Source organism: Maribacter sp. PR66, from assembly GCF_028464205.1.
In the GTDB taxonomy this organism is placed as follows: domain Bacteria; phylum Bacteroidota; class Bacteroidia; order Flavobacteriales; family Flavobacteriaceae; genus Maribacter; species Maribacter flavus.
This window is the reverse complement of record NZ_JAQPCH010000007.1, coordinates 88,307-106,134: the sequence shown is the minus strand read 5'-3', so window position 1 is coordinate 106,134 and position 17,828 is coordinate 88,307. Positions and strand designations below refer to the sequence as shown.

Annotated in this window: 13 protein-coding genes; 3 read left to right on the top strand and 10 right to left on the bottom strand. The window is 39.3% G+C overall.

The window, feature by feature from the left end:
* Positions 1-242 precede the first annotated feature (242 nt).
* A complete protein-coding gene (locus tag PP181_RS13050; RefSeq protein WP_272637446.1) occupies positions 243-2,264 on the bottom strand; it encodes a tetratricopeptide repeat protein in 2,022 nt (673 codons plus the stop codon).
* Positions 2,265-2,852: 588 nt separating this feature from the next.
* Between PP181_RS13050 and PP181_RS13045 the strand changes: the two genes are divergently transcribed.
* Genes PP181_RS13045 through PP181_RS13035 form a run of 3 tightly spaced genes read left to right on the top strand, consistent with a single transcriptional unit; the run spans position 2,853 to position 6,561 of the window.
* Positions 2,853-3,995 (top strand): response regulator, encoded by a 1,143-nt coding sequence (locus PP181_RS13045; protein ID WP_272637445.1) that lies wholly within the window; start codon positions 2,853-2,855, stop codon positions 3,993-3,995.
* Positions 3,996-4,033: 38 nt separating this feature from the next.
* Positions 4,034-5,311, top strand: coding sequence for an oligosaccharide flippase family protein (locus PP181_RS13040; protein WP_272637444.1), 1,278 nt, complete (start codon positions 4,034-4,036; stop codon positions 5,309-5,311).
* A 20-nt stretch (positions 5,312-5,331) separates the two neighbouring features.
* Positions 5,332-6,561: a glycosyltransferase gene (locus tag PP181_RS13035; RefSeq protein ID WP_272637443.1), complete on the top strand. Its 1,230-nt coding sequence runs from the start codon at positions 5,332-5,334 to the stop codon at positions 6,559-6,561.
* A gap of 51 nt (positions 6,562-6,612) precedes the next feature.
* Here PP181_RS13035 and PP181_RS13030 read toward each other — a convergent pair whose 3' ends face one another.
* The 9 genes from PP181_RS13030 to cydB all read right to left on the bottom strand — a co-directional run bounded on the left by PP181_RS13030 (position 6,613) and on the right by cydB (position 17,825).
* A complete protein-coding gene (locus tag PP181_RS13030) occupies positions 6,613-8,139 on the bottom strand; it encodes a glycoside hydrolase family 2 TIM barrel-domain containing protein (protein ID WP_272637442.1) in 1,527 nt (508 codons plus the stop codon).
* Positions 8,136-9,320, bottom strand: coding sequence for a hypothetical protein (locus PP181_RS13025; RefSeq protein WP_272637441.1), 1,185 nt, complete (start codon positions 9,318-9,320; stop codon positions 8,136-8,138). The genes PP181_RS13030 and PP181_RS13025 overlap by 4 nt, the downstream gene beginning before the upstream one ends.
* Before the next feature lie 41 nt (positions 9,321-9,361).
* Positions 9,362-12,451, bottom strand: a complete 3,090-nt coding sequence (locus PP181_RS13020) for a hypothetical protein (protein WP_272637440.1) — start codon at positions 12,449-12,451, stop codon at positions 9,362-9,364.
* A 407-nt stretch (positions 12,452-12,858) separates the two neighbouring features.
* Positions 12,859-13,701, bottom strand: coding sequence for a universal stress protein (locus tag PP181_RS13015; protein WP_138258555.1), 843 nt, complete (start codon positions 13,699-13,701; stop codon positions 12,859-12,861).
* A 149-nt stretch (positions 13,702-13,850) separates the two neighbouring features.
* Positions 13,851-14,264 carry a DUF6691 family protein gene (locus tag PP181_RS13010; RefSeq protein WP_138258554.1) on the bottom strand — a complete coding sequence of 138 codons (414 nt, stop codon included), beginning with the start codon at positions 14,262-14,264 and terminating at the stop codon, positions 13,851-13,853.
* 3 nt (positions 14,265-14,267) lie between these two features.
* Complete coding sequence (locus PP181_RS13005) at positions 14,268-14,825, bottom strand: YeeE/YedE family protein (RefSeq protein ID WP_154918786.1); 558 nt, start codon at positions 14,823-14,825, stop codon at positions 14,268-14,270.
* 218 nt (positions 14,826-15,043) lie between these two features.
* On the bottom strand, positions 15,044-15,181 hold the full coding sequence (locus tag PP181_RS13000) for a hypothetical protein (RefSeq protein ID WP_161595348.1): 138 nt from the start codon (positions 15,179-15,181) through the stop codon (positions 15,044-15,046).
* A 35-nt stretch (positions 15,182-15,216) separates the two neighbouring features.
* The gene (locus tag PP181_RS12995; protein WP_272637439.1) at positions 15,217-16,671 is read right to left on the bottom strand and encodes an NAD(P)/FAD-dependent oxidoreductase; all 1,455 of its coding nucleotides are present in this window, start codon (positions 16,669-16,671) and stop codon (positions 15,217-15,219) included.
* A gap of 116 nt (positions 16,672-16,787) precedes the next feature.
* Positions 16,788-17,825: a cytochrome d ubiquinol oxidase subunit II gene (gene cydB / locus PP181_RS12990; RefSeq protein WP_272637514.1), complete on the bottom strand. Its 1,038-nt coding sequence runs from the start codon at positions 17,823-17,825 to the stop codon at positions 16,788-16,790.
* Positions 17,826-17,828 lie beyond the last annotated feature (3 nt).

The window sequence follows — 17,828 nt, the reverse complement described above, 5'->3', positions numbered from 1 at the left end:
CAAGATTCCCAAGTAGATTTTTGTCAAATTCAAAAAACTACACATCATAAAATAGTTATTGCTAGCAAACGTAACCCTTACTTTTTAAGGTTTTGTATGACCTAGGGCCACTTTGTTGGGAGAATATACCAGTGATACAGGTCCAATATATTTCAAAGACAAGAATTAAGTTGTAGGTTAAGGAACTGCGTTGCATTAAACTTCTATGACAATTGTTAGCAATCAAAGCAATCTAAAAAGTACTACTGGCCAACACTTTTTTGGTATAACGGTTGTTTTGTGAACATCCATTTGAATTTGAGGCCCACCTCTGAGAATTCAAAACCTGCTGCAGTTGCAGATGCTATGTTGCTATATTTCCCATAGATTTTAAGATTAAAGTAGTTAGATACCTCATATTGCAGCCCAAGCTCTGCCCTAAAAATATTGGTATCTGGGTCTTCCTCTACCTTTTGGATACCAGTTGCGGCACTTGCCATGAAATCCAATTTTTCGGAAAACTCCCCGCGTACATCGACAAAGACTTCAAATGCTTGGTACTGTTCCGGACTAAAATAAACTATGGGTACTTGGTCCTTAAAAGTAATATACTGATAGTTTACACCCATTTTGAGCGCTGGTTTTTTAAGTAAGGTATAGTACAACGAGGTGAATAATAGACTCCTAACATTTTCATCACTCTGAAGGGTATACATAGCTTGGGTATACCAACCTAGATTAAAGTTGGTCCCTAAATTGTAATTGAGTCCGTAGTGGTTTTGAACGATTTCCCTTTCTATAAGATCTGCATTGAAGTTTTGGATTTCCCGTTGATAACCTAGGTTCAGATTTTGCAGTTTAAAGGGTTGAAGCTGTAATTGCGCATCGATTAAAGGCTGTGAATACCTATCGTTCATAGAAATACTGTTATTGACACCCATTGCCAGCATAACGTTTGTCTTGGGTAGCAGTTTATATTGGAGACCTGCAAGTAAAACATGGGAACTAGCTTCATTGCCACTTGCTGTATTCTGGGTACTTCTATACATGTATGACAGATGTGTTCTAAATTTTGTGGACCAAGGGATTTCTACAGTAGTATTGGTAAAATAAGCTTGGTTTTTACCATTATCAAAAGAGAAAGCCCCATGTTCCTGAATATTTGGAAGATGCATCAGGTCCAACTTTTCAATAAATCCTAGGGCATCTTTTTGATTTTTATAATAATCAAGGGTTTTGAATGCCATTTGGTATGCTGGCATAATTTTGTCTGCGGCAAATAAAGCATTGGCCTTACCTAAATTACCATCGAACGAGGCGCTGTCATTTTGCAGAATGGCATCATAATGGGCAATACTACTTTTGGGGTCTCCCGTGTAAAGGCCTAAGGTTGCCTTTAAGGCAGAAAGCCAGTCCATAGTGCCATATTTTTCTTCCAGTACCCGTATTTCCTTTTTGGCCTTCGCAAATTTCCCATTCCAAATCAACGCCTGTATGTAACGGTCATTGGTGCGTTCCGTTAATTCAAAATCGTCAATATTTTTTACTTCGGTCAGATTGCGGGTTGCTACCTTAAGGGCATCTTTGTCCTTTTCTCCAATGTGTTCGGCGAGACTAATTCCATTGCGCGCTATTATGGTATCCTTCTGGGTTGTGGCGTATCTCCAATAAGTAGCTTTGGCAAGGTCCACTTCCTTGGTTATGAGATATAGGTTGGCGAGATTTAGAAGTGCGTCTTTGTCCTCTGGAAAATCTTCAAAAATATGGTGGATTAATTTCTCTCCCTTATCATATTCTTGGTTATTTACAAATTCATTGGCATAACCTAGCCTTATATATTTTCTGGATGTTCTGGCACTTCTATTGGTCGAATCCAATGCTATGGCTTTCTCAATCCACTCGAGGGCGATTTCGTACTGCTTAAGGTTACTCAAGGTATTCGCATAACCTAACACAGCCCCAAATTCCTTGGGATACTTTTTCAGGAGACTCTCATATAGTGTTTTGGCCTGCTCATATTCCTTAGACCATAAATAGGATTCATTGTAGTTTATCAGTATTTCAAAATCCTCAGGATATTCTGTCAACAGGTCTTTAAATAACGAAGTAGCTTTCTCAGGTTCCCCACTTAATCCAACTGCTCTGGCATAACAGAGTTTTGCCGTTTTGTTGTTGGGGTCTGTTTTTAAATAATCGAAAAAGAATGCCTCGGCCTTTTCAAAATCTCCATTCTCCAGATAGGTAAACCCTTCTGTCATTTGTGAATGCAGAAAAGTAAATGTCATGAAAACAACAATAAATATGAATAATTTCCGAATCATTTAAATTGTAAGATTTATACTGTTAATACCTAACGTGGATAATCTTATTTTATTTGTGTATTAGGGTGTTATAAAATTATAATGCCGGGATTTACTTTGGAAGTAAGTTATTTACCATTGGTCTATACTTATGGATCAACCACCTAAGCTGAGGAATTTGGGACATCAAGAAACTGAATATTTGTGGAAGAAAATTAATGGATACTATACATTATAGTACCCAGTGAAACTAGCAATTGAAGAAATAAATACTTAATGCATAAGGGTGGTAAGCTTATTTAGATTTTATGAAAAAAAAGGGCTCCAAATAAGATTAGCATCATTTTAAATTATTTGTGCCTGATTAGAAGGTAGCCCAAAGGCTTTTGGGTACTAATACTAATTTGATGGGTTATACTAAATGAGAGTGTTTTGAATGGCCTTACCCTTAAACTTTTTTTAATTAGTCCTCTAAAGCCATGGTGATGTAGTATTTCAACGAAAAAATAACATGAAATAAAATATTTGAAAAATACTACGTTAAATGTAAGTTAAATATTACCTTTTAAAATTATGAAAGTTCTTGCGATTGATGACCAACAACTAATTCTTCTTTCCGTTGAAAGGATGTTAAAGGAATTAGGATATACTGTAATGATAGCCGATTCTGGTGAAAAGGGTATTGCATTGTTCAATTCTTTTGAACCAGACCTTGTCCTTGTCGATATCAACATGCCCGACATGTCTGGTCTAGACATCGTAAAACGGATAAAGACAAATTCCAAGAAAGATGTGCCTATAATGGTAATGTCTGGTAATACGCAAGAGGAAACAATTATTTCTGGATTTACACTGGGTATCGATGATTACATGAAAAAGCCTATTAGTTTGGATGAAATGGCCGCCAGGGTAAAGCGAATTATAGGAGCGCCCAATATTGAAACCACAACGACCTCCCATAAAAACGATAGCAGGATTTTACAAAAGAACTGTGTAGGTGTTGTAATTCCCTGTTATAATGAAGAAGAACGATTATTGAGTGAGGAATTCAAGGACTTTGCCCATAAAAACCTTGGTTACCATCTCTGTTTTGTTAACGACGGGAGTACGGACAATACCCTGGAAGTGCTTAGGAAGCTAGAAGAGGAAAGTGACAATAATATAAGCGTATTTGATTGTGAGAAAAATGGTGGTAAGGCCGAAGCTGTTCGCCAAGGTATGCTGCACCTGGCCAAAGATCAGCAATTGGATTGTATTGGCTTTTTAGATGCGGATCTTTCCACAGATTTTAGGGATTTTGATGATTTGGTGGAAACGCTTGATCAATCAGATTTTGAAATAGTGAGTGGTTCAAGAATGAGTAGGATGGGGGCCAATATTACCAAGGAGTCTGCCAGGAAAATCATAAGTATGACCATTAACCTAATTATCAGGACCATATTGAGAATGCCCTTTAATGATACCCAATGCGGAGCCAAGGTCATGAAGAGTTCCTTGGTCCCTTTATTGTTTGAAAAGCCTTTTATAACAAGATGGTTGTTCGATGTGGAAATCTTTATGAGGATAAGAAAGCATTTTGGTAAAACCAAAGCCAAGGAAATGATTTGTGAACAGCCATTAAAACGTTGGATTCACGCAGACGGTTCAAAATTGTCCATGAAGGATTCTGTTAAGATTGTGGGGCAATTAGCCAAAATAGCCATTTCGTATAGATAGGAACTACCTTCAATATTCATCCCAATACAACAATAGTAATGACCTCCGTCAAACTGGTTTTAAAAAAGGTTTCGCCCCAACAAATGTTCATGATAAGTGCCATTTTGGTAAATGGTGGAAATTATCTCTACAATTTGCTTTTGGGTAGGATCCTGGGACCCGGTGCTTTTGCGGATGCCGCCCTGTTGGTAACGTTATTATTGGTGCTTTCATTTATAGGAATGACCTTTCAATTGGCCACGACAAAATTTGCCGTGGTTTATTCAGGTGATGTTTGGATCGCCTTTAAGAACATCATGTATAGGTATGCCGCCTTTTTTGGTATTACAGTCGGGGTATTAATCATATTGTTTTCCAGTCAGTTACAAGATATTTTCCAAACTCGTAGTTCACTAATCTTTGTTCTTTTTGGGTTGGCCGTGCCGCTTTATTTTCTAATGAGTGTCAATAGGGGGAGATTTCAAGGGCGTCAGGAATTTGGCAAGTTGGCAGCTACCTACCAGACAGAGATGTGGAGTAGGTTACTTTTGACATTCATTGCTTTATGGCTTTTGCCTTTCGAGTCTGGGATTGTAATAGCATTAGGTATTGGATTATCCTTTTGTTTTGGTTTATTTCCATCCGGAATAAAAATGGCCAATTTCAGGTCTAATTTTCATCTTAACAGAACACAACTTACGGAGGTTTGGGTGTTCATTGGCCTTACTGCGGGTTATGAACTTACCCAGATAATAATCAATAATAGTGACATCTTGTTGGTGAAGCATTATTTTGATAATTATAAGGCAGGTCTCTATTCATCCTTGGCCTTAATTGGTAGGGTGGTATATTTTGTGGCTTGGATGTTCGTAATGCTATTGATGCCTACGGTAATACAAAAGCAAAAGGATGGTGAGCCTACCAAACCTGTCCTATTAAGATACGTATTGTTGATTGGTGCTTTATCAGCAACCATAGTAATAGCCTGTTCTTTGATGCCTGAGTTCATTATTACAGTAATGTTCGGTGAGTCCTACCTCCCTATTTCAGGTCTACTATGGAAATATGCGCTGGCCACGTCGCTCTTTGCCGTATCCAATATCTTTGCCTACTATTTTCTATCCTTGAATCAGTATATGCCCGTAATACTTTCCGGGGTATTGGGATTGTCACAGGTATTTTTGATCACCTTTTTTCACTCAGATTTGGCTATGGTAGTGCATGTACAAATCCTTGCAATGATGATTTTGTTGTTTGCACAAATACTATTCTTTTTTGCATCCAACAAGACCAGTGCGTCTCGTGGGAGCAATGATGTAAATACAAAAGAAGTATAAACAGAAATATTTGATACCCTATGAAACTAGCAATCGTAACCGCGTACCCCCCTAGTAAAGTAACCTTGACCGAATATGGCTATTATTTGGTGAAGCACTTTAGGCTTCAGCAAGAAGTGACAGAGCTTATCTTGATTACAGATTATACCCAACAACCAAAGGAAATTGATTTTGAGGAGGAAGGTTGTAAGATAACAGTAAAGGAATGTTGGAAATTTAATAGTTACAAAAATATATATACCATCAATAAGGCTATTTCCCAATCAAAACCAGATGCGGTACTTTTTAATCTTCAGTTTTTAAAATTTGGGGACAAGAAGATTCCTGCGGCATTGGGGTTAATGCTTCCATTTATCTGTAAGACCAGGGGAATACCAACAATTTCGCTGCTACACAATATTTTGGAGAAAGTTGATTTGGAAAATGCCGGGTTTACTAAGAATAGATTCTTACAATGGGCCTATAATCTTATAGGCACAACTTTGATGCGCTTCGTCCTTTCTTCGGATATTCTCGCCGTAACCATGAGCAAATATGTTGGTATTTTGGAGGAGAAATACAAAGTACGTAATGTTGCCCTCATCCCACACGGATCTTTTGAAACTCCACCCGAGCCTAGTTTTGAACTTCCCTTAGGGCCAAAGAAAGTTATGGCATTCGGTAAGTTCGGAACCTATAAGAAGGTCGAAATATTAATCGATGCCGTAGAATTAATAAGAAAGCGAAGCAACATAGACATTGAGATCGTAATTGCGGGTACAGATAGTCCAAATACACCGGGATATCTGGATGCTATCAAGGAGAAATATAATGATGTGGAACAGCTTACATTTACAGGCTATGTAGCGGAAGAGGATGTACCCATGCTATTTGGCGATAGCGCGGTAACCGTATTCCCGTATACCTCAACAACAGGTAGTTCAGGGGTATTACACCAAGCAGGCAGTTATGGAAATGCCGTAGCTCTTCCAGATTTGGGAGACCTTAGTACCCTAGTTCAAGAAGAAGGATATAGAGGTGAGTTTTTTGATGCCTACGATCCGTCTTCCTTGGCCAATGCCATCGAGAAGATATTATATGACGAACAATACAGGGTTAGCCTTGGTAGGGCCAATTATAATGCTGCATGTTCACTCCCAATGTCTTCAATTACCCAGATGTACATAGATTACTTTAAGGCCATTCAGAAGGCCAAGGCCAATGGTTTTAAATTGAATGACTTGACTAAAGAAGAAAAAGTGGCGGTTTAATTTTTGATTAGTTGTAAATGAAAGGATTGACCACAGTTGGTCACTCCTTTTTTATTTATCCACTATTACTTTTACGACTTCCTTTGGATTGCCATTTTTATCCAATAAGCCAAAATATTTTTGTTTGGATTTTCTCCAGGGTAATCGGCCCACTACGGAATTGGGTACAAGGTCAAAATCATACAACGTCCAAAAAATGCTTGGAATACCTTGGGATTCAATGCCCTCTTGTATTTTCTTAAAATAGGAGGACTGTTTCCTTTCTGATCCCATGTAGGCGTTCCAAAAGCCACTATATGAGGAATATCCATATTCTTGTAGAACAATGGGTTTATCCGGTACGGCTGTTTTAAGTAGCGAATAAGCCTCTGTAAAATTATCAGGGTCGAGATAATAATGAAACGATACATAATCAACCTCTTCCGACAGGTTTTGGGCCGCCTTTGCATTTGACCAACCAATGGTGATAGGATGCTCAGAATCCCATTCCTTGATTTCTTCCAAAGTGTTCCTTAGCCATGCTAGTACATTGGATTTACCACGTGATTCAAAATCCAAATCCGGCTCATTCTTAAGGTCCCAACCTAGCAAGGCTTCATGGTTTTTAAGCGCTTCAACAATTTGCTCCGCATGCCTATGGGTCAGGGTCCAGTCCTGTATCCCATAGTCCCCGTAAAAGTCAAATAGCGTTACAATTACCTTTAGGTTAAATTTTTGGGCAATATCCAAGGTTGTTGAAAGTTGACCCAATTTAACGCTATCGACCTCAGCTTTACCAAAAGACTCGTAAGGCACGAAAATCCTGATGGAATTAAGGCCTAAATCCTTAATTTTTTTAAAATCCTTGTAAATAATGCTGTCCTTGAAATTGCTCCCGAACATATCCCAGGCATGGTCCTTTGGGTAGTAATTGACACCTTTTACTTTGGAGAGCAAACTTTCATCCAAATTTTGTATGGTGTTGGCTATATTTTTTTTCTTACCCGCATCCATTTGTACCATATGACGAACTCTCCAAAAACCATCCTCCAATAAAAGTAAAATTTGATAGGTGTTCGTAGAATTTTGGGAATGTAGAAGTCTATCTTGTAGGTAGGTCTCTTGATAGTGCTCCACATTATGATCGGTAAGAACGGCTAGTTTGCCGTCTGCACTGTAAAACTCTAGTTTTGGGTTATGCTTTATGGAAGTTGTCTTTATGGTTATATTTTGGGATTGGTTCAGTTCGATTAAATCGTACAATTTTACACGGGCACTGTCTGTAAAATAATCTGAAATACCGTAACGATTATTTGTTTCCAGAGCAATACTTTTTACCTGCCAAGACTTTACATAATCCCTTTCAATTTCGTTTAAAGTTTGTTCCTCTATGGGGCGACCTTCGTTGTTTTCCAAATTCCATTGAACCTTTGGTAAGTAAGAAGCGGTAAGCTTTTCAGGAAGGTGGAGCATTTTTGAACGGTCGGCACCCGAATTTAAATAGGACCAAACAGCGCTTATTCCAAAGATAATCAAAGCGTTAAGTGCCAAAAAAGATATAATAAGTAAGGTTTGGTAGATGGTACGGTTCAATCTCATTCTATCTCCAAGTTTTCAGTTTTAGTAATGCCGGCACTTTCAATTCTAATTTCATATGAGCCTTTTATTAAGAAGTCTTTGGTAAGGCTAAAAGAACCTTTACCAAAGCGGGTAGTGGTTGTTTTGGTTTCTATAAGTTCACCGTTAGGTTTGCTGATAATCATTGTAATGGGGATACCGTCTGGCACCAATTGTTGCATGAAACTTTTCATGTTCTTAACGAATACCGTAGTGCTGTCTTTTGAAATTTCGATGTCAAAACTCTTAATGGCTTTTTCAAAATCCACAACGAGTGTATTACTCTGCGCAGCACCAATTACATAGGCGGTCACGTTCCATCGCTGTTCTTTATTTGGGTGTAATATTTTGCCTTTTGCGATTCCGTTTAGCGTGGTGCCCACTGTTTGCAGTATCATGTTTTCTGAACTTTCAATGTTAAATGTAACCATGGTCCCATCTGTGATTACATTTCCAAATTCATCTTTAATGATATCCGTTATAAAGGCTATCTGTTGATTGCCATCGGCAAACTTATGGTTTCTTTCAAAGATAATCCTAAAATCAGTTGGAATGGATGGATAGACCTTTGTTACAAATTCCTTGCTATTTACATTATCATAGGATGCAGCTACCAATATCTGTCCGGATTCCTTTGGACTAAATATTCTTTCCCAACCTATAAGATTTTTGGTATAAACGAACTCGTTTTGAATAGCTTCCTTGAACTGGAAACTATAATCTATCCTGGTACTATCCAATAGAGGATTGTCATAGCTATCTGTGGGTGCAATGACCAACATAGAGAAATCCCTATTACCTGCAGAGATGCTTCTTGGGCCCAGATAGGTCTCCAAAACGGGATACGAATTATTAGGGAGTATGTTTAATTGCCCCTCCTCGTGAGATAAGCCGTTGTAAACCAGATTCCATGAGCAAATTCCGGCTTTGTTTTTGAATGATGAAGGAAAAGTGTACGATAGTGTATCCCCTTCGACATTAGGGGGCACAAGTGTCGAACCTGTTGCATTGTTCAAGAGTAAATACACATCATCGACTACGTTTGCCCTAAATTTTACGGTAATAGCGTGACCGGCCACAACTTCGGTAACTGGTGTCAATAGTTGGAACGACCCATTTTCATTACTGACCACAGGTGATTTGTTCTCCCTGCATCCTGTCAAAAGGATAGTTGCTAGTGCTATGTACCTAATAAATTTCAAAACTATCTTGGATTGCCTATGTAACCGTTTACTTCAACTTTAATAAAATCAAAACCGCGTCCTGGAGTAGGTTGAAAAAGATTTTCCTGATGTGATGGAATCCTGTTAGGGAACATCTTTCTGGAAATAGATGCATTGGGTAATCCATTGACAAAACAGTTTTCAAGACTGTTGTTAATGGTCTGAATTCCATTTAGGTCGTTTAACGAAAAATCGAAAGTCTGTTTTCTTTGGATGCGGACCCCTTCCTTTAAAAAACGATGGTCTACCCATATCAATTCCTTATCAGAATTGTAGTAGGAAAGCAATAACTGCGGTATGGTCACTTCTTGGATGCCAAAATTGAACAAGGTACCCCTAATTGAATTTTCTTCTATGTGGAGTTCTTGAAGGGCCACGCTTTTGTAGAGATCTGTTGTAGCGGAATTACCGGCGCACTGTAAGTTGAATTTTGTAGGTTGCTCTGAGAGCGAAACCGGTGTAAATTCATCGGGGTCAAAAGTAGGGGGGATGGTATCTTTGGTGGAGGACCAGGCTATACCTTCAAAATCTACCCTAAAACTCGTTATTTCCTTTGGCATTAACTTATGCTTCATTTGATATTTTGCATTATAGTTTGCCAGTTCTTGGTTTTCATCATTATAGAGCGTGGCTTTAAGAACCACATCCGATGGAATATCGTCAACGTTTTGTAGTTCTCCAATGATACTGTATCCGTTGTCGAATTTTACCAGCTTTGCCTTTAATATCTCGAGTACCGGTTGCTTCAATACATCTTCATGATTTGTTTGTTGCGTTGTAATGCGCCTTCTGCCATGATTAAAATAACTTGTGCCATTGGATGATAGGAATTGATCTGGAGGTAAATCATTATCAAAACCTTTGGCATGTATGAACCATTTACCATTTACCTTTATTAGGTCGTGTTCATAATCCTTCTTTATTTTTTCCAAAGGGGTAATCCATTGGGTATGAACATTGGCCTTTGCATAATTATCAGATTCTTCAATAATATCTACGCCAATTGAATCCAATTTGGCATACGAGCTTAAAATACCGTCAGTTACGGATACTTCCAACATATATTGGGAAAGGCTTACCTGGTCATTTGGGTCAATATAGGAATGGGCCCTTGTAAATTCTTTGAAATCCAGTGCGTCAAAATAGGCCATTAAGACATTTTTGGGGGCAATTTGTTCTGCGTGGTTCAAATAAGCTTGATATCCACCATAAACAAATACAATTAGTAAGAAAAATGCCCAAATATGGCTTGTAAACACAATTTTGGGTGAAAATTTATCATAGGATACGGCATACTTCAAAAACAAACCTTCAGGTAATTTTTTTGACTTCAAAGCACGTAGCCAGACCCATTGGATATTTATAATAAACGCAACAATAACGGTTAATAAAGGAATAATGCCCCAAATTATTTTTAACCAATTGGAAACGTCCTCTTTTGATATATTAGCTGGTATGGGTGGAACATTTAGCTTTTCCCAGACCATAATACCGTTTTCTAATTGTTGCAAGCGTTGCCATCCACAGAAATATAAAATTGGGTCATAGAATTTGTCATTTGAGAAGATATATTTCAAATTATATTTTTCAGGAACGGTTAAAAATTGTTGTAACGACCCAATACCTTCAACACCCCTAAATTTAGAATTTTCCAAACGTTCAATGGCCCTTGTTGTAAGTTCAGGTAGTCTTCTGGCCGAATGATAATTACCATCAACGGTCATGGCATTGGTTTGGGCAGATAGCCAAGCCATCTGATCTCCAAAGCCAAGAGGTAGGTAACGCCACTGATCATGTTGGTCCTGCCCTAAAAAATTTACGATGGGTAGCATGTTAATTTTTTGTGGTTGGGATGGCCTAAAATAATCTAGGCTCATTGTAAAGACGACCATGAGCAAAATACCTCCAGCAATCGACCCACCAACAATTTTGTGGTAGATGGACCCAAAACGGTCTTGGATGTATACCCTTAAATCCCCTTCTACCAACCGAAAAACAAATTCACCAAAAATGGGAAGCGCCATAATGGTTGCCCAAAGCGTGAACCTATCCAAGGTTAGAATATTAAATGCGGTTTCACCTAAAGCCAGCCGTGGTATTGGTGTAGTACCACCCGTACCCAAGATTGTAAGGATGGTAAAGGACAAGCCAAAGAAAAGGTAACGTTTACTATAAAACCTATAAAATATATAGGGAAGTAAAAACAACAATATGCCCCAAGGAATAAGAAAGAAAACCAGACCCGATGATGTAACCTCTAGAAAATTGTCCCTGGATCCATGGGGTATGGGGACTTGAGTAATGGGGTTTTTCTTTGAATTCAACCAATAGGGTAGAATACAGAAAACAAATAAAATAAGAGATCCAAATCCAAAAATTACGATTCGCCAAAAAAGCTTTTTAAATTGAAACCAGAAAACCTTGAAAGTGATAGCCCTATTATGCTGTACTTGATCTTTAGTGGCATCCATAACCACCATACCAATCAGTGGAAATATGAAGAATACCATTCCAAAAATGGGCGTCACGTGATGAGAGGTTACCGTTACGGCAATTAGCGATAAACTAGTGGCCAAGTACCTTAGTTTTCCAGATTTTATCCATAAATATATTTCCGGTAAGGCATGCAGTAATATAGATAGGGCCAAAATACTGGGTAATTGCCCAAAAATATGCAAGGTTTCAATGAAGGTTGATGAGAATACAGCCAAGAGCGAGGTGTACCCTGCGATTTTCCTATCACCTGTAATTAATAGTCCAAACCGGTATGCACCCGTAATAAAGAGAACTATTCCTATCAAGGCCACAGTAAACATACCAAATTTAAGACCGCCTAAATAGGATAAAATGCCTATGGTCTGATGTACCAGAGGAGGATAGGACTGTACCGTAAATCCGGTATACCACCTGTAATCCCAAGGTTCAAACCAGCTTTGGGCGTAATGGTCTGCAAAGAACAAATGGATCAATGCATCATAGGTTGATTCCAGTGTGAAGAAAATACTAGAACCGTGAAAGCCCACCCCAATAAAGAGTGCCAGAATTAGTAGTATATTCGACCTTTGTTTCATTTTAAAGGTGTAGGAAAATATAACAATATAAAAGTAAATATATTGTGGTAGTTTCTTGTAGTCATAGGTCTATCAAAAAAAACCTTTCATCTATAGAAAATCACCATCCGCCTTCGAGGATTAATTGAAAAGTTAAACCATCAGTAGTTTGATTAACGCCCACTTAGAAACTATTCCCGAAGAATTCCATTTTTGTTGAAGCCAACTTTATTAGAATTCTTAAGCCTACAGCAATGAATTTAAAAAATAATGCATTGTAGATCTTTCGTTGAACTTTTGTCTAGACCATAAAGTATACATGAATTCAGATTTGTTTTAGGAGTACTAATAATAATATATTGTCCTAATACTTACTATCAATTGCAGTATAGTAGGTTATAGTACAGATATACTACAGTTTGAATTGATTAATTCAATGATTTAGGATTAATGGAAAGAATAGGAATTTTTATCTGCGATTCCATGGATTTAATCAAATCTTTATGGAACAGTCTTTTGAAAACTGATTGCTCTTCCCGCTCCAATAATGCAATCATGCTTGAGTTTTCATCACCAATGAACATCCTTAACCCAAGGGGTACCGTTTGGGCATTAATAAGGTGAAAGGATATGCTTTCTCCTGGTATTTTTTCAAGCAAGATTTCCTTGAACCATTCCATTTGTTCACCTTCTTTAGTGTTTTCATCGGTAGTCACATGGACAATTTTAACAGTAACTTCTTTGTGAGGAAAAAGCTGTTTCAATTCAGAAATTGCGCGGACATCCGCGTTCTCAAAATCGGTGGCATAGGCAATCGAGGTAATGGTCGAATATTCAAAGGTGTTAGGTACGATCAATAATTTGCAATTGACATTCTTGAGCAGCTTATTGGCAATATTTCCAGAGAACATCCCTCTCTTGGTATGTTCGTCCTTCATGCCCACCAGTACAAGTTCACAGTTTAAGGTTAAGGCGTATTCCAAAATGGTATCGGCAATCGAAATACCATATTCGGCCCAAAAGTGGATTGAAAGTTTTTGTTGGTCCTTTATCCCGTTTTCCCTGTAATATCGGGTTAACAGCTCCAATTTTTCTCCTTTGAGGCTACGCTGTAACTGTTCCTCAGTTTTAATGGTTCTTCCGGCTACTGGTGGAATATCGTACACATAGAGAAGAACCAATTGAGCGTTCAGCTGAAGCGATAATTTTTGGGCATATCGTAAAGCTGATACCGAGTTCTCATTGCAATCTGTGGCGTAAAGAATGGTCATAGGTTTACTTTTTGGGTTTCCTACAAACTATTCAAAACTATTGGATTAGGGCATGATAAAAGTCATACCAAATCAACCGTAAAATTAATAGGTTGTACGTTTTTCCTGTTTTGCAGTATTGAAAAAACGAGTAGTTTTATGACCTACCTTTAGTGCGGTAGTCTATCCTTCATCAATCCGTACAAAAATGTCCCGAAAATAGATGCGATGATTACCACAATGATGGGAACATAACCTACTCCTACCAAAGTAAACATGGGTCCTGGACAAGCACCGGCCAAGGCCCAGCCCAATCCAAAAAGGATACCCCCAATCATATATCGGCTAAAACTTTTGGCCTTGGGCGGTAGTTGAATCGTCTCCCCATAAAAAGATTTAATGGGAACTCTCTTAATCAATTGTACCAGAATAATCCCAATGATTACCGTAGAACCGATAATCCCGTACATATGGAAGGATTCAAATTTGAACATTTCATAGATCCTGAACCAGGAGGCCGCTTCAGATTTGAACATGGTGATTCCGAATATGATTCCGATAAACAAATACGCTAGTGTTCTCATAGTTTAAAAAAGTAAGGGGAAAATAAGATGTATCATAACCAAACCTCCAATAAAAAAACCGACAACCGCTATTAAGGAAGGCAATTGTAGATTGCTAAGGCCGGAGATAGCATGGCCAGAAGTACAACCTCCGGCATAGCGTGTTCCAAATCCGACCAAAATACCACCAACTGTTAATAGTAGAATACTTTTTATATCGGTCAAGGCATTCATATCAAATAGTTCTGTGGGTAAATAGGCCTTTCCGGCACTACTAAAACCTAATTCGTTAAGGGTAGCTACCGTATCTGGATTGATGGCGACCGCGGCATCGGTGGTCATAAAATGTGAACCGATAAAGCCACCTATAATGGCCCCTAGTACAACTATCAGGTTCCAACGTTGTGCCTTCCAATCAAATCTAAAAAAATCCGATTTCTTTCCGGCACCACAGATGGTACATAGGGTCCTTAAATTGGAAGACATCCCAAAATTCTTCCCTACCATCAATAACAAAAACATGACCAAGGCGATCATGGGCCCGGAGACATACCAAGGCCAAGGTTCATAAATCCAGTCCATAGCAACTATTATGGCACAAATATATGACTTTGATCAGGTTTTTGTATGTAACAATAGTTACACATCACTGCCTGGGCCCACAATAGGAAAGCTATGCTGTATGGAAAACCAAACTTTCGTGTATTGTAAACAGTCCAAAGAAAATCACTTGTATATGCTCCGAAGTTGATTTAATTTAGGAACAGGGAATCCAATTGTGACCGAATAATTCAGTCATTTCAAGAAATGTTCCTGGTACCTCCATGGCCGCCCGCAACGATGACCAATATTTTTAGGCTCAACCAAATAAACTTAAAAAATTGGATAACGGGGTTCATCATGAAAAAGCGCTTGGATTTTGAAATTCGTTGTGTCATTGCATCAAGGATTGGATTGAATTGAAAGTTTATAGTTATTCCGGAATGAGCCACCAAAACGGCCTCATTTTGGCTTTATAAAGAAATGCGTAATGTAGTGCCAGTTTTAGCCAATGGCCCGCCAGACCTATTTCCCCAAAGGTTTTTTTAAGTTGTCTTCCCTGGGTATCCGGGTACTTTTTGTAGTCCGGCACAATGGGATAAGTGGTTATGCTTATGCCACTACCTTGGGTCATACCGTATCCAGCGGACGCGATACAGGCCGCTCCCATATTCCCGAGCGAACCTTTGTGGTGGAGTTCCTTTTTGCCCTTAATGGTATCGATAATATTGTCCGCTACCAGCTTGGCGGTAATTCCTGATGGCATTCCTGTCCTTGGTGGTGCAGGAGAAATGGTGGTTCCGTTTCTGCTTACCCTAGGTCTTGAAATGGCATGGGGAGGCGCAAAAGCGATGCCCGGAGCAAATATATTGGCGTAGGACGGGTTTTGATAGGTTTCTGGCCAATCCTGAACGCTCCATTCCTCATAGGGTTTTGGTGTATAATCGGCATCCACGATCATAAAACCATTGAAAAGTTTTTCGGTAATATCATTTTGATTTTTATCATACGCTTTGAATCCGTGTCCGGAAAAGGCCGGTATGAGCATAGCAAAGTCATAGGTTTCTGATTTGAACTCCCCTTCCAGATTTTCGTAATGCGCCACTCCGTCCTCTATTTTGTTCACTCCGGCCCCCAAAATCCATTGGATGCCCCGGTCCTCAAAGACCATTTCTACCATTTCACTGGATTTCATGATATTGCTTCCATAGCTTAGGAGCATTCCGTCCATGCCAAAGTCCCCTAATTTGGGTTCGTTTGATATCCAGACTATCTCTGCCTTATCCCTAACCTTGTGTCGCCTTAGTTCCTGTTCCACATTGAGGATGTACTCAAACGCGGCACCTTGACAGGTCGATTTTGCATGGCCCGTACCAATGAGAATCTTCGTTTTTACACCCTGCTTCATTTGCTTGATCAAATCATCAAGTGCATGCCAAGCATGTTCTGCGTGCGAATACGTGCACACGGAATATGCCTTGTTGATTCCGGGGTTTAATCCCTCCGTCATTTCAAAGGCAAGTTTAGGCCCGGTCGCATTGATTAGGTAGTCATAGGTGACCTTTTCGGTTTTTCCCCTTTTTTCCCCGGCCACATATTCTATTGTTACAAAAGGTTTGTCTGTTTCCAAATCCCCTTCCGGAAAAAAGGTCATGACCTTTGCCTGTTTGTAACCGATGCCTTTTTTCTTATAAAGGGGCTCCAGCGGAAAGAGGATTTCCTTTGATCGCATCCTTCCAATGCCCACCCAAATATTGGAGGGAATCCATTGGTAATTGCTGTTGGGCGATACTACGACTACCTCATGTTCTTTGGGCAGTTTTCTTCGCAGGTGGGTCGCCGCAACGTGGCCGGCGATACCGGCACCTAATATGACTATTTTGGACATGGTCTTAATTTTACATTAAATATAAAACCAAGTCGGTTTGCCCACAGTTACCAATGTTACACAAAAAAAAGAGCACCAAAGTTGGTGCTCCTCAAAAAACAGCCATTGCTCATACCTCAATAACTGGTATCGTCCAATTTTACCTTTCCGTGGAAGGTTTTGTATAAAAATAAAAAGTACCCCGCCAAAAGTGGCGCTCCGATCAAAACGATGGTCAGCATAATGCCCAATGATTTTTGGGAGGATGCCGCATTGTAAATGTTTACACTGTATTCAGGATCTATGGTAGAGGGTAGGAGTACTGGATAGAGCTGGAATGCCACCAACATCAACAAAAACGCCATGATCAGCGATGAAAAGACCAATGCCTGGGAATACTTTTTTTTGGAGACCAATCTTGGAACGTTGGCAACGGCCAAAAAAGCCATAACGGGGAGAAGGAAAAAGATTGGTTGTTCCTTGAATTTATCGGTTACTCCATGAAGGAATGTTAGGGTGTACAAAGAGGTAATGGCAAAGCTAATGATAAAGAATACCATACCCTTTTTCAGAAGGTAGGACAGCCTGTCGTGCAGCTTTCCTTCGGTCTTTAACAACAAGAAAATCGCCCCTTGGGTCATAAAAATGGATAAGGTAGTGAGGCCTGTCATTAGCGCATAGGGATTTAAAAAGGTAAAAAAGATTCCGCCCCTGTATTCAAAATTTGCATGAAGCTCAAAGCCTTGTAGAATGTTTCCAAGAACAACGCCCAAAAGAAAACCTATAAGCGTATTTGAGACAAAATAGACGATATCCCAAGTTTTTCGCCACCAGGTCATTTCTTCCGAACTTCTAAATTTTATGGCGGCCGAACGAAGCACAAGCAGCATCAAAAACAACATGAAGGGTATATACATGGCCGAAAGCATGGTTGCATACATGACAGGAAAGCCCGCGAAGAGGGCACCTCCACCTATAATCAACCAGACTTGGTTTGCGTCCCACAGCGGACCAATGGCGTTTATGGCGATGCGCCTGCTCAAGTCCTTTCTAAAAAAGAGATGCCAAGCACCTGCACCGTAATCAAAGCCTTCCAAAATCGCATAGCCGGAAAACAAAAGCCCAACGACCAAGTACCATAAAGTGGGGTAATCAATTCCTAGAAATGTTTCCATCAT